The sequence below is a fragment of the Vibrio sp. SCSIO 43086 genome (assembly GCF_051132235.1).
GTDB classification, from domain to species: Bacteria; Pseudomonadota; Gammaproteobacteria; order Enterobacterales; family Vibrionaceae; genus Vibrio; species Vibrio diabolicus.
Window position 1 is genome coordinate 279,795 of sequence record NZ_CP072677.1, and the last position, 12,436, is coordinate 292,230.

The 12,436-nt window shown below is 45.9% G+C and carries 14 protein-coding genes; 8 read left to right on the top strand and 6 right to left on the bottom strand.

Annotated features, from left to right (window positions below):
* Positions 1-41: 41 nt before the first annotated feature.
* The 6 genes from J8Z23_RS01300 to priA form a co-directional block, all read right to left on the bottom strand.
* On the bottom strand, positions 42-959 hold the full coding sequence (locus J8Z23_RS01300) for a 1,4-dihydroxy-2-naphthoate polyprenyltransferase (protein ID WP_047009017.1): 918 nt from the start codon (positions 957-959) through the stop codon (positions 42-44).
* An 807-nt stretch (positions 960-1,766) separates the two neighbouring features.
* Complete coding sequence (hslU, locus tag J8Z23_RS01305; RefSeq protein WP_006742475.1) at positions 1,767-3,098, bottom strand: HslU--HslV peptidase ATPase subunit; 1,332 nt, start codon at positions 3,096-3,098, stop codon at positions 1,767-1,769.
* A gap of 23 nt (positions 3,099-3,121) precedes the next feature.
* Positions 3,122-3,673 carry an ATP-dependent protease subunit HslV gene (gene hslV, locus J8Z23_RS01310; RefSeq protein ID WP_005383176.1) on the bottom strand — a complete coding sequence of 184 codons (552 nt, stop codon included), beginning with the start codon at positions 3,671-3,673 and terminating at the stop codon, positions 3,122-3,124.
* A 115-nt stretch (positions 3,674-3,788) separates the two neighbouring features.
* Positions 3,789-4,337, bottom strand: coding sequence for a cell division protein FtsN (gene ftsN / locus J8Z23_RS01315; RefSeq protein ID WP_017820300.1), 549 nt, complete (start codon positions 4,335-4,337; stop codon positions 3,789-3,791).
* A gap of 224 nt (positions 4,338-4,561) precedes the next feature.
* A complete protein-coding gene (cytR, locus tag J8Z23_RS01320) occupies positions 4,562-5,569 on the bottom strand; it encodes a DNA-binding transcriptional regulator CytR (protein WP_005379543.1) in 1,008 nt (335 codons plus the stop codon).
* Between the two features lie 325 nt (positions 5,570-5,894).
* Positions 5,895-8,096, bottom strand: coding sequence for a primosomal protein N' (gene priA, locus J8Z23_RS01325; protein WP_434634577.1), 2,202 nt, complete (start codon positions 8,094-8,096; stop codon positions 5,895-5,897).
* 295 nt (positions 8,097-8,391) lie between these two features.
* Between priA and rpmE the strand changes: the two genes are divergently transcribed.
* From rpmE to rplV, 8 genes are all read left to right on the top strand, one after another.
* Positions 8,392-8,613, top strand: coding sequence for a 50S ribosomal protein L31 (rpmE, locus tag J8Z23_RS01330; RefSeq protein WP_005379546.1), 222 nt, complete (start codon positions 8,392-8,394; stop codon positions 8,611-8,613).
* A gap of 456 nt (positions 8,614-9,069) precedes the next feature.
* Positions 9,070-9,381: a 30S ribosomal protein S10 gene (gene rpsJ / locus J8Z23_RS01335; protein ID WP_004410492.1), complete on the top strand. Its 312-nt coding sequence runs from the start codon at positions 9,070-9,072 to the stop codon at positions 9,379-9,381.
* A gap of 14 nt (positions 9,382-9,395) precedes the next feature.
* Complete coding sequence (gene rplC / locus J8Z23_RS01340) at positions 9,396-10,025, top strand: 50S ribosomal protein L3 (protein ID WP_005379555.1); 630 nt, start codon at positions 9,396-9,398, stop codon at positions 10,023-10,025.
* 17 nt (positions 10,026-10,042) lie between these two features.
* Positions 10,043-10,645 carry a 50S ribosomal protein L4 gene (gene rplD, locus J8Z23_RS01345; RefSeq protein ID WP_005379556.1) on the top strand — a complete coding sequence of 201 codons (603 nt, stop codon included), beginning with the start codon at positions 10,043-10,045 and terminating at the stop codon, positions 10,643-10,645.
* Positions 10,642-10,944, top strand: a complete 303-nt coding sequence (rplW, locus tag J8Z23_RS01350) for a 50S ribosomal protein L23 (protein ID WP_004398471.1) — start codon at positions 10,642-10,644, stop codon at positions 10,942-10,944. The genes rplD and rplW overlap by 4 nt, the downstream gene beginning before the upstream one ends.
* Positions 10,945-10,959: 15 nt before the next feature.
* A complete protein-coding gene (gene rplB / locus J8Z23_RS01355; RefSeq protein WP_005383168.1) occupies positions 10,960-11,784 on the top strand; it encodes a 50S ribosomal protein L2 in 825 nt (274 codons plus the stop codon).
* A 21-nt stretch (positions 11,785-11,805) separates the two neighbouring features.
* Positions 11,806-12,084, top strand: coding sequence for a 30S ribosomal protein S19 (gene rpsS / locus J8Z23_RS01360; protein ID WP_004394525.1), 279 nt, complete (start codon positions 11,806-11,808; stop codon positions 12,082-12,084).
* Positions 12,085-12,094: 10 nt separating this feature from the next.
* Positions 12,095-12,427 (top strand): 50S ribosomal protein L22, encoded by a 333-nt coding sequence (gene rplV / locus J8Z23_RS01365; protein WP_005383164.1) that lies wholly within the window; start codon positions 12,095-12,097, stop codon positions 12,425-12,427.
* Positions 12,428-12,436: the final 9 nt, after the last annotated feature.

Genomic DNA, 12,436 nt, shown 5'->3' on the forward strand with positions numbered 1-12,436 from the left:
AGTATATCTAGGCATTAAGTCAATGCAATGACAATCCTTTTTTAACTTACTAGAGTTTGAGCTACCACAATTGTTGCAAACAAAACGTTGGTGACTAAAGAACATTTCACGATGACTGGCATCATTGGTGCTATCTGAGCAGGCTTTTGTGTATGCCAAACCGCTTTACCATGATCGGCCACGAAATAAATACTAAGTAAAAATGGCAAGCTAATCCAAACGGGTTTGTCTTGAATTAACAAGTAAGCCGCAAAGGCAAGAATAGCACCGCCAAGTAAAACAAAGTGATACTGCTTGGCTTTGCGTTGACCCAAACGCACTGCGACTGTGCGTTTACCACACTCTCGGTCGTTCTCGATATCACGCATATTGTTGATGTTGAGTACTGCAACGGCGAGTAAACCGCAGCCTAGAGCAGGTAAGAATAGCGTGGTATCTACGTGACCAGTATGCAAGAAATAGGTACCGGATACGCCGAGTAAACCAAAAAACAAGAAAACTGAAATATCGCCAAGCCCCACGTAACCGTATGGTTTGCTACCCATGGTGTAAGCAATCGCCGCGAGGATGGCTAAAATTCCCAGCCCGATAAACGTCACAATGCTTTCTAGTGAGCTTAGTGAATAGAAAACTAACACTAAGCCAGAAATGGCGGTCAGAACGATGTTAAAGATAATCGCCTGTTTCATCTGTTTCGCACTTACCGCGCCAGACTGCATCGCTCGTAATGGGCCAAGGCGTTTGTCGTTATCTGTACCTTGAACGGCATCGCCGTAGTCGTTCGCAAGATTGGATAGAATTTGCAGCAACGTCGCGGTTACGAAAGCCATGATGGCAATTGTCGGTGAAAAATGACCCGCCGAGTAGGCGAGTACACTACCCGTTAAGATAGAGACTAATGCCAGAGGTAGTGTTTTTGGGCGAGCGGCTTCAAGCCAGATCTGTAAAGATTGTTTCATGGAAATTTCGTGCTAGTAACCAATGTGCCCAGTATAAGCACAAAGAGGCAGATACGCTATTGACCTAAAACAACTCAACTAAAAGTCAAATGGTGAAGGAGAAGGAAAGCAGTTTCGATATTTGAGGCGATAAAATAGCCCTCTTTTTGGAAAGTGGAGGGTACGGAGAACGCTGCTATTAGATTCTTAGTCTCGCTTGAGCTCGCTAGAATGACGAGATCTTTTGATTTAGATGTTGTCAAAGCCACCGCCATTCTGAACAACGAGGAACGAGGTGATTCAGAATCTATCATCCGATTGTGCGGTGGTTAAGGTGAGAGATGAAGAGTAGGCGTCTGCTGTCAGCAGATTCTTAGTCTCGCTTGAGCTAGCTAGCATGACCAGATCTTTTGATTTAGATGTTGTCAAAGCCACCGTCATTCTGAACAACGAGGAACGAGTGTGATTCAGAATCTATCGTCCGATTGTGTAGTGGTGAAGGCGAGTTCGGAAGAATAGGCGTTTGCTGTTACTAGGTTCTTAGTCTCGCTTGAGCTCGCTAGAATAACGAGATCTTTTGATTTAGCTGTTGTCAAAGTCACCGCCATTCTGAACAACGAGGAACGAGTGTGATTCAGAATCAATCGTCCGATTGTGCGGTGGTTAAGGTGAGCTGGAAAGAATAGGGTGTGCTGCTACTAGATTCTTAGTCTCGCTGGAGCTCGCTAGAATGACGAGTTCTTTTGATTTAGCTGTTGCCAAAGTAACCGCCATTCTAAACAAAAAGCCCAGAAACAAGGCTCTGGGCTTTGGTGGGATAGATTACGATTAAAGAATAAAGCGGCTTAGATCTTCATCTTCAATCGTGTCGCCTAGGCGCTCTTTCACATAAGCGGCATCGATAACAAACTTCGCGCCAGATTGCTCTGCTGCATCGTAAGAGATTTCATCCATTAAGCGCTCCATAACGGTATGCAAGCGACGAGCACCGATGTTTTCTGTGCTTTCGTTGACCGTCCATGCCGCTTCCGCGATTTGCGTGATGCCATCTTCTGTGAACTCGATGTCCACATCTTCCGTTTTCATCAACGCAACGTACTGCTCTGTTAGAGAGGCTTTTGGCTCTGTCAGAATGCGTTTGAAGTCGTTGCTGCTTAGTGCTTCTAGCTCAACACGAATTGGTAGACGACCTTGCAATTCTGGGATCAAGTCAGATGGTTTTGCCACTTGGAATGCACCAGATGCAACAAACAGAATGTGGTCTGTTTTTACCATGCCGTGCTTGGTTGATACCGTGCTACCTTCAATCAATGGAAGTAGGTCGCGCTGAACACCTTCGCGTGAAACGTCTGGGCCTGAGCTCTCTCCGCGTTTACAGATCTTGTCGATCTCATCGATAAATACGATGCCGTTGTTTTCAACGTTGAAAATCGCCGCTTCTTTTAGCTCTTCTTGGTTAACCAGTTTTGCCGCTTCTTCTTCCGCTAACGCTTTCATTGCGTCTTTGATTTTCAGCTTACGCTTTTTCTTAGTATCGCCAGCTAGGTTTTGGAACATGCCTTGCAGCTGATTTGTCATCTCTTCCATACCTGGGGGCGCCATGATCTCTACGCCCATTTGCGGTGCGGCTACGTCGATTTCAATTTCTTTATCGTCCAGCTGGCCTTCACGCAATTTTTTACGGAAAATCTGGCGAGTGTGAGAAGACTCTTCCGTTTGCTCTGCTTGACCCCAGCTATCACGTGCTGGTGGCAGTAGCGCATCAAGAATGCGTTCTTCCGCTTGCTCTTCAGCGCGGAATTTTACTTTTTCCATCGCTTGTTGATGCGTCATTTTCACAGCGACATCAGTCAGGTCACGGATGATGGTTTCAACTTCTTTACCAACGTAACCCACTTCTGTGAATTTTGTCGCTTCAACTTTGATGAATGGTGCATTTGCCAGTTTTGCGAGGCGGCGTGCTATTTCAGTCTTACCAACACCAGTAGGACCAATCATCAAAATGTTTTTTGGCGTCACTTCGGCACGCAAACTTTCTTCAAGCTGCATACGGCGCCAGCGGTTACGAAGTGCAATCGCAACCGAACGCTTGGCTTTTTCTTGACCGATAATGTGGCGGTTCAATTCATGAACGATTTCGCGAGGCGTCATTTCAGACATATTCTTTCCTTACTTCGTTACGATTACGCGGTTGGTTTTTCAGGCTCTACCGTTGAGTCTAGCTCTTCTACTGTGTGGTGGTGGTTGGTGAAGACACAAATATCACCCGCGATGTTGAGGGCTTTTTCCGCGATCTCACGAGCATCTAGATCTGTGTTTTCTAGTAGGGCGGTTGCTGCAGCTTGTGCGTAAGCACCACCAGAGCCAATCGCAATCAGGTCGTGTTCTGGCTGTACGACATCACCATTACCAGTAATGATTAACGATGCAGTTTCGTCGGCAACGGCAAGTAAGGCTTCGAGCTTGCGCAGAGCACGATCGCTACGCCAGTCTTTGGCTAGCTCAACTGCCGCTTTAGTTAGGTGACCTTGGTGCATTTGCAGTTTGCTTTCGAAGCGCTCAAAAAGGGTGAAGGCATCCGCAGTACCGCCGGCAAAGCCCGCTAGTACTTGGTTGTTATATAAGCGGCGAACTTTGCGCGCATTACCTTTCATTACGGTATTGCCTAGAGATACTTGGCCATCACCCGCGATGACGACTTTATTATTTCGACGTACAGATACAATGGTAGTCACAGTCGACCTCTTGATTATTTCTCTTTGGATTTAATTCAGTATATGGGGGAGGGAAAATAGGGATTCAAGGGGGCAAAAAGAAAGGCCCTAGGATCTTAGCTCCTAGGGCCTGAGTTTAAAGATTTTCTTTCCAAATCGCACATGGCTCGATTTTCGCGCGTTGCAGTTTATGACGGTCACGTTCTGCATCACGTTTGAACTTATACGGACCTAGCACCACGCGATACCATGAACTGCCTTCTTTCTTACGAATCTTGCTCGACATCCCTTGGAACGCGATTGCAAGCTTGCGCTCTTCCGCTTGTGCCTGGGTTTTGTACGCGCCACACTGCATGATGTAAGGAATTTTAGAAACTTCAATTTCTTTGGCCACAACTTCAACTTCACGTTTCGGTAGTGACTCAACATATTCCCACTTTTCTTCTGGTGGTGGCGGCAAGTCTTTTTTCGGCTTTGGTTTGCTTACAGTGGTTGTTGGCTGCTTCACGACAGGTTGTTTGGGTTCTGGGTCGCTACTCAAAAGGTAAAGACCATAGCCAAAACCACCCACGAGCAAGATAGCGAGCAGGCCACTACGCCAAGGTTTTTTTCTTCTCGGCGGCTGTTTTTTTGTCGACTTTTTTGGGGCGCCTCGCCCCCGTCTTACATAATCTCTATTTGCCACGGTTATTTCTGGTCATCAAGGATTCTTGCAAATATGTTAATCCAGAACGAGTTGAGAAAACACCCTATTGATAGAATCTTGATAGCTAAAGCGCGACAACGCCCGAGTGTAGGAGTGTGTTTCCGTTCTTGCTTATATTTATTCGGGGATACACAAAAAGCAGGAGGGGCAAATAAAAAGCGGCGCCTTAGCACCGCTTTGGGTATGAATACCTAATCTTTAGGTTAAGGGCGCTGTGGTGGCGCTGCACTTCCGCGAATGACGAGGTTAGTTTCAAGTAGACGCGAGCCTGAATGCACGTCGTGTCCTTTTAACATCTCAAGCATCATTAGCATCGCTTGTCGACCAATCTCATAGCGAGGCTGAGAGATAGTGGTCAACGGTGGATCGCAGTACTGAGCGAAGTTAATGTCATCAAAGCCCACAACAGAGAGATCTTGCGGTACTCGTAAGCCAAGCTTTTTCGCTTCTTGAATTGCGCCGATGGCCATTGTGTCACAGTGGCAGAAAATAGCCGTTGGTGGCTCTGGCAATTCGAGCAGTTTACGAACGGCTTTTGCTCCGCCATCAAAAGAGAACTCAGTAATGACACTATATTGTGGATCTTTATTGATGCCGGCACGGCGCAGGGCTTGTTGGTAGCCTTGCTGGCGGAACTGACACAATATTGCTGTATCTGGTCCAGAGATTTGAGCGATGCGTTTATGACCTAGTTGGGTTAGGTAATTCACCGCTTCAAATGCTGAGGTCAGGTTGTCAATATGTACTGTCGGAAGTTCTAACTCTGGCGCAAATTCACACGCCATTACCATCGGAGGTAAGTTCTTTTGTTCTGGCTTACTGACATCGAACGGTAGATCTGTGCCAAGCAGTAGCATTCCATCCGCCTGCTTAGTAAATACGAGGTTAACGAAAGAACTTTCGCGTTTCTTCTGTTGTCCGCTATCGCCCAGCAGGACTAGATAGCCATGTTCCATGGCAGCATCTTCAATGCCGCGAATAATTTCAGAAAAATAAGGATCACAGATGTCGGGAACGATAGTGACAATGGTTTTTGATTCGTTTCTACGTAAGTTACGCGCTAATGAGTTTGGAGAATAACCCGCTTCAAGTACGGCATCTTCTACTCTTTTTCTCGTTGAAGAAGAGACCTTCTCTGGGTTCATTAATGCTCGAGATACCGTAGCCGTAGACACTCCCGCAAGCTGGGCAACATCCTTCATTGTCGCCATAGTTTTTAACCTCTCGTTTATTTTTTTGCCAAGATGACGTTATTCCGGTTTGAAATCATAGTAATCACGCTGAGTTAGAGCAGCGTTCGCTCTTCGCTCAGTTCGTGTTAACAAGTGGAAAAATGGATTCTTCACTGCGACATCAATTTGTGGGAATAGTCATTGTTTTAATCTAAGTCTGTGCGAACAAGTCACTTTAGACTTTTCTAATTTGGATAGTCTATTCATTTCTAAAGTGAAAGTTACGGTCTGTTTAACAAAAATTGCAATCCCGTCGTGATGCTCGTCACATTAAATGGTAATTCATTACATAGTTAAACGTTTGCTAGCTGAGATCTTGTGGCTCTATGTCTAAATTCCAGCGAACTTTCTTGGCATTTGGCAACAACTCAATAGCAGGTTTGGCACTGGTTAATAACTTTTGCATCAATGAACGATGCTGGGTTTGAAGTAACAGCTGCCAGCGGTATTTGCCTGCGCGTTTGGCGAGAGGTGATGGTGTTGGACCCAGCACCATGCAAGTGTCGTCAAATAAAGGGTGCGATTCTAAGGTAAAGCGAACCTGACGTAAGAAGTCTTCAACCACTTCACTTTGGTTTGCTTCTGCTTTAAACAGAGTCAAGAAACTATAAGGCGGAAGCTGAGCCAGTTTGCGTTCTTCCAGAGCTGTCATAGCAAAGTGACGATAGTCTTTTTGAAGTAGGGCTTGCAGCAAGCTGTGCTCAGGATGGTGAGTTTGCAGGATCACTTCGCCAGGTTTACTTGCTCGGCCAGCACGACCTGCGACCTGAATAAACAGCTGAGCTAATCGCTCCGAAGCGCGAAAATCACTACTATACAAAGAGCCATCAACATCCAAAAGAGCAACGAGCGTTACATTTGGAAAGTGGTGCCCCTTAGCCAGCATTTGAGTGCCTATCAGTATTTGGTATTCACCTTTACGAATCGATTCAAGGGCATCTTCCAAACTACCTTTACGACGTGTACTGTCTCTGTCGATACGAATGGCTTTGTATTCTGGAAACAACTGAGCCAATTGTTGTTCGAGCTGTTCCGTTCCTACGCCGACGGTAACCAGTTGAGTTGAACCACATCCCTGACACTGATGAATGACAGGTTGTTGTGAGCCGCAGTGATGGCAGCGTATTTCGTTGCTGTAATGGTGGAACGTATAGTACGCATCACAGCGTTTACATTCTGCAATCCAACCACATTCATGGCACATCAAAGCGGGCGAGAAACCTCGGCGGTTAAGAAACAACATAACCTGATTGCCCATTTTTAAGTGTTTGCGCATTTCGGCAATCAGTTGGGCGGATAAGCCACTTTCTAAATACTGACCTTTTACATCTAACACTTTATTGGTGGTTGGCACGGCAGAGCCAGCTCGTTGGGTGAGTGTTAAATGGTGATATTTACCAGACAGCGCATTATGTAGGGTTTCTAACGCTGGCGTCGCTGAGCCAAGGACAATCGGCACTTGCTCTTTATGGGCGCGCATGACAGCAACATCACGAGCGTGGTAACGCAAGCTGTCTTGTTGCTTATAAGAGGAGTCATGCTCTTCATCAACGATAATAATCCCCAAGTCAGCAAAAGGTGTCAGTAGGGCTGAGCGCGTACCAATGATGATTCCCGCGGCTTTATCGCGAGCCGATAACCAGGCGTTCAAACGCTCTGTTTCATTCAAACCGGAATGAATCACATCTACCGGGACATTAAATCGATGCTTAAAGCGGTTGATGGTTTGGGGCGTTAGACCGATCTCAGGTACTAAAACTAATGCTTGCTTCCCTTGCTCTAGAACGGGCTTGATAAGGTTTAAGTAAACTTCGGTTTTACCGGATCCCGTGACCCCTTCTAATAAATAGCAAGCAAAGCCCGTTTGGCTATTTACGCTGGCAATCGCGAGTGCTTGTTCGTGGTTAAGCTTTGGTTTCTCTACCGCACACTCTACATTTTGACTCCATTTCGTAATAACCGGCTTTTTCTCGATGCGCTCGACCCAACCTTTTTCTTCGAGGTTTTTTAAGATGGTTGAGTTTACTTCTTGATCCAAGAGCTCTTGATGCGGGATCGGTCCGTTGACCATCATTTGGAGTGCACGCTGTTGTTTTATTGCACGTCCAAGCCCTTGCATTAGCTTATTTCTTCCTGCTTCTGTCAGTTGCCATTCTTGTAGTGTTGCAAAGTCAGCCGGTTTGCCTTTCCTCAGCGCGGCAGGCATTGCATTGTGTAGAGTGTCACCTAGAGGGTACTGATAGAACTGGCTGCACCAATTTAGCAGAGAATAAAGCGTCTCTGACCATATCGGTTGGGAGTCTAATACCGCTTTGATTGGCTTAAGCTGATCTTTAGGAAAGTCGGAGTGGTTCACCATGGCGGTGACGATGCCGACTAAGGTTTGGCGTCCAAAAGGTACGGAAACGCGTCCACCAATGATCGGAAACAGGTGCCCCGGAATGGCGTAATCGAATTGTTGGTCGAGCGGAACGGGTAATGCCACTCTAGCAATGGTTGGACGCATAAATTCTTAGCTATTAAAAAGAGGGAAAGGAAATGAGAGTCTATTAAAATCGGTATGGAAATTCGAGTAAAGCCATGTGATTCAGCGTGAATCGTGCCTCTATGATTAGTCTGGCTAAAAAAGTGGCGAAAAAGTTGCCAAATGTGTTGATCCGAGCAATGTGATTCTTTACTATATCGCGCCTTGAGATATGGCTTCGGCAATTAGTTGATGCGGTATCCCATTTTATTATTAATTGCGTGTGGTGTGCGGCTTAGATTCGTATAGCGACACGGCCTACTATTGAGGTTATCCCATGAAAGCTGGTATCCACCCAGAATACAAAGCAGTAAAAGCGACTTGTTCTTGCGGCAACTCTTTTGAGTTCAACTCTACTCTAGGTAAAGAGTCTATCCACCTAGACGTATGTGACAAGTGTCACCCATTCTACACTGGTAAGCAACGTATCGTTGATACAGGCGGCCGTGTTGATCGCTTCAACAAGCGTTTCGGTGCACTATCAAGCGGTAAGAAATAATAGCAGCCGCTATTACGATTACAGTTTAGAAAAGGACGCTTCGGCGTCCTTTTTGTTTTAATGGCTACCAAGCGAAGAGGAATGTATGGGGTTTGGAATATTCCCGATTATTTTTCACTCAGCGCTTGCAACCTAAAGTGTGATCTGTATAATGCAGCGCACTGGTTAAGCCAGTTGTGAACCAATGAGCAGTGAGGAGCGAGCAAATCTAAGGATTTGCGAGGTAATGTATACTCAGCTTATGTTCGCGGTTAATACAATTAGCTATCTTTTCTTCGGAAAAACTATCCTCAAAGGTGACTTTGGCATATAGGGATAGTTAATCGAAAATTAACTGACAATGCGTCCTAATCTTGGATGCTACGGTTTCACATAAATCAATCGGCATTCTCTCGTCTTGACGAGTTTGAGTGGCGATATTGTTTGTGTAATTTATTAAATTTGGAGCTCTGTCTCATGCAGAACCAACGTATCCGTATCCGCCTAAAAGCTTTCGATTACAAACTAATCGATGCTTCTACAGCGGAAATCGTTGAAACAGCTAAGCGCACTGGCGCACAGGTTCGTGGTCCAATCCCACTGCCAACTCGTAAAGAGCGTTTCACAGTTCTTATCTCTCCACACGTTAACAAGAAAGCACGTGACCAGTACGAAATCCGTACTCACAAGCGTCTAATCGACATCGTTGAGCCAACAGACAAGACTGTTGATGCTCTAATGCGTCTAGACCTTGCTGCGGGCGTTGACGTTCAAATTAGCCTAGGTTAAGGGAGATTAGAAGTATGATTGGTCTAATCGGTCGTAAAGTGGGCATGACCCGCGTATTTACTGAAGAAGGCGTTTCTATCCCAGTAACTGTTGTTGAGGTTGAAGCTAACCGTGTTTCTCAAGTGAAAACTCTTGAAACTGACGGCTACGCAGCAATCCAGGTTACAGCTGGTTCTAAGAAAGCTAACCGCGTAAACAAAGCTGAAGCAGGTCACTTTGCTAAAGCTGGCGTTGAAGCTGGTCGCGGTCTTTGGGAATTCCGTTTAGAAAACGGCGAAGAGTTCGAAGTTGGTTCAGAACTAACTGTTGAACTATTCAACGAAACTAAGAAAGTAGACGTTACTGGTACATCTAAGGGTAAAGGTTTCCAAGGCGCTGTTAAGCGTTGGAACTTCCGTACTCAAGATATGACTCACGGTAACTCATTGTCTCACCGTGCTCCTGGTTCTATCGGTCAATGTCAGACTCCAGGTCGCGTATTTAAAGGCAAGAAAATGGCAGGTCACATGGGTGCTGAGCGTGTAACGACTCAAAACCTAGAGATCGTACGTGTTGACGCTGAGCGCAACCTGCTTCTTATTAAAGGTGCAGTCCCAGGCGCAACTGGCGGCAACGTGATCGTTAAACCAGCTGTTAAAGCATAACGTCTCAGGAGTAAGTAATGGAACTAATGGTTAAAGGTGCCGATGCACTAACTGTTTCCGAAACTACTTTCGGACGTGAGTTTAACGAAGCTCTTGTACACCAAGTAGTTGTTGCGTACGCAGCAGGTGCTCGTCAAGGTACTCGTGCTCAAAAAACACGTTCAGAAGTTTCTGGCGGTGGCGCTAAGCCATGGCGTCAAAAAGGTACTGGCCGTGCGCGTGCTGGTACAATCCGTAGCCCAATCTGGCGTACAGGTGGTGTTACTTTTGCTGCGAAACCACAAGATCACAGCCAAAAAGTAAACAAAAAAATGTACCGTGGTGCTATGAAGAGCATTCTTTCTGAGCTTGTTCGTCAAGAGCGTCTAATCGTTGTTGATAACTTCTCAGTTGAAGCACCAAAGACTAAAGAGCTAGTTGCTAAGCTTAAAGAGCTTGAGCTAACTGACGCTCTAATCGTGACTAGCGAAGTAGATGAGAATCTATTCCTAGCTGCTCGTAACCTATACAAAGTTGACGCACGTGATGTTGCTGGTATCGATCCAGTATCTCTAATCGCGTTTGACAAAGTTGTAATGACTGCAGAAGCAGTTAAGCAAGTAGAGGAAATGCTAGCATGATCACTGAAGAGCGTATCCTAAAAGTTCTACGTGCACCGCACATCTCTGAAAAAGCAACTATGGCAGCTGAGAAAGCGAACACTATCGTTTTCAAAGTAGCTAAAGATGCGACTAAAAAAGAGATCAAAGCAGCTGTAGAAAAGCTATTTGAAGTTGAAGTTAAGTCTGTAAATACTCTTATCACTAAGGGTAAGACCAAACGTCAAGGTCTACGCCAAGGTCGCCGCAGCGACGTTAAGAAAGCGTACGTTACTTTGAAAGAAGGTCAAGATCTTGACTTCGTTGGCGGCGCGGAATAACAGGAGTAGTTAAAAATGGCTATTGTTAAATGTAAGCCGACTTCCCCTGGTCGTCGTCACGTTGTTAAAGTTGTTAACGCTGACCTACACAAGGGCAAGCCATACGCACCTCTTCTAGAGAAAAACTCTAAGAACGGTGGTCGTAACAACAAGGGTCGTATCACAGTACGTCACATCGGCGGTGGTCACAAGCACCACTACCGTGTAGTTGACTTCAAACGTACTAAAGATGGTATTCCAGCGACAGTTGAGCGTCTTGAATACGATCCAAACCGTAGCGCAAACATTGCTCTAGTTCTTTACAAAGACGGTGAGCGTCGCTACATCCTAGCACCTAAAGGTGTTGTAGCTGGTGATGTTATTCAGTCTGGTGTTGATGCACCAATCAAAGCTGGTAACACTCTACCAATGCGTAATATCCCAGTAGGTTCAACAGTACATAACGTTGAACTTAAGCCTGGTAAAGGTGGTCAGCTAGCTCGTTCGGCTGGTGCTTACGCTCAAATCGTTGCTCGCGACGGTGCGTACGTAACTATCCGTCTACGTTCTGGCGAGATGCGCAAAGTTCTTTCTGAAGGCCGTGCAACAATCGGTGAAGTTGGTAACTCTGAGCACATGCTACGTGAACTTGGTAAAGCAGGTGCATCACGTCATCGCGGTATCCGTCCAACGGTTCGTGGTGTTGTAATGAACCCGATTGACCACCCACACGGTGGTGGTGAAGGCCGTACTTCTGGTGGTCGTCACCCAGTATCTCCTTGGGGTATGCCTACTAAAGGCTTCAAGACTCGTAAGAACAAACGCACTGACAAGTACATCGTACGTCGTCGTAACAAGTAATCTATATAAAGAGGAATCGCCATGCCACGTTCTCTCAAGAAAGGTCCTTTTATTGACCTACACTTGCTGAAGAAGGTAGAGAAAGCGGTGGAAAGCGGAGACAAAAAGCCTATTAAGACTTGGTCCCGTCGTTCAATGATCATCCCTACGATGATCGGTTTGACCATCGCTGTCCATAATGGTCGTCAGCACGTACCAGTATTTGTAACTGATGAAATGATCGGTCACAAACTGGGTGAATTCGCACCAACACGTACTTACCGCGGTCACGCTGCGGATAAGAAAGCTAAGAAGCGCTAAGGAGTAAATAATGGAAGCAATTGCTAAACATAACTTTGCTCGCATTTCGCCTCAGAAAGCTCGCTTAGTTGCGGATCTAATCCGTGGTAAATCTGTTGACCAAGCTCTAGAAATCCTAACGTTCAGCAACAAAAAAGCTGCTGCACTAGTTAAGAAAGTTCTAGAGTCTGCTATCGCTAACGCGGAGCACAACGAAGGTGCAGATATTGACGATCTGAATGTCGCAAAAATCTTTGTAGATGAAGGCCCAACCATGAAGCGTATTATGCCTCGTGCTAAAGGTCGTGCGGATCGTATCTTGAAGCGTTCAAGCCACATCACTGTTGTTGTAGCAGATCGCTAGAGACTAGGA

What these genes read in the sequence shown, in the direction of transcription:
- cytR (WP_005379543.1), bottom strand. Translation starts at nt 5,569, where the DNA reads ATGGCGACAATGAAGGATGTTGCCCAGCTTGCGGGAGTGTCTACGGCT.
- rplD (WP_005379556.1), top strand. Translation starts at nt 10,043, where the DNA reads ATGGAACTAATGGTTAAAGGTGCCGATGCACTAACTGTTTCCGAAACT.
- rpsJ (WP_004410492.1), top strand. Translation starts at nt 9,070, where the DNA reads ATGCAGAACCAACGTATCCGTATCCGCCTAAAAGCTTTCGATTACAAA.
- priA (WP_434634577.1), bottom strand. Translation starts at nt 8,096, where the DNA reads ATGCGTCCAACCATTGCTAGAGTGGCATTACCCGTTCCGCTCGACCAA.
- rplV (WP_005383164.1), top strand. Translation starts at nt 12,095, where the DNA reads ATGGAAGCAATTGCTAAACATAACTTTGCTCGCATTTCGCCTCAGAAA.
- rplW (WP_004398471.1), top strand. Translation starts at nt 10,642, where the DNA reads ATGATCACTGAAGAGCGTATCCTAAAAGTTCTACGTGCACCGCACATC.
- rpmE (WP_005379546.1), top strand. Translation starts at nt 8,392, where the DNA reads ATGAAAGCTGGTATCCACCCAGAATACAAAGCAGTAAAAGCGACTTGT.
- hslU (WP_006742475.1), bottom strand. Translation starts at nt 3,098, where the DNA reads ATGTCTGAAATGACGCCTCGCGAAATCGTTCATGAATTGAACCGCCAC.
- rplC (WP_005379555.1), top strand. Translation starts at nt 9,396, where the DNA reads ATGATTGGTCTAATCGGTCGTAAAGTGGGCATGACCCGCGTATTTACT.
- rplB (WP_005383168.1), top strand. Translation starts at nt 10,960, where the DNA reads ATGGCTATTGTTAAATGTAAGCCGACTTCCCCTGGTCGTCGTCACGTT.
- rpsS (WP_004394525.1), top strand. Translation starts at nt 11,806, where the DNA reads ATGCCACGTTCTCTCAAGAAAGGTCCTTTTATTGACCTACACTTGCTG.
- J8Z23_RS01300 (WP_047009017.1), bottom strand. Translation starts at nt 959, where the DNA reads ATGAAACAATCTTTACAGATCTGGCTTGAAGCCGCTCGCCCAAAAACA.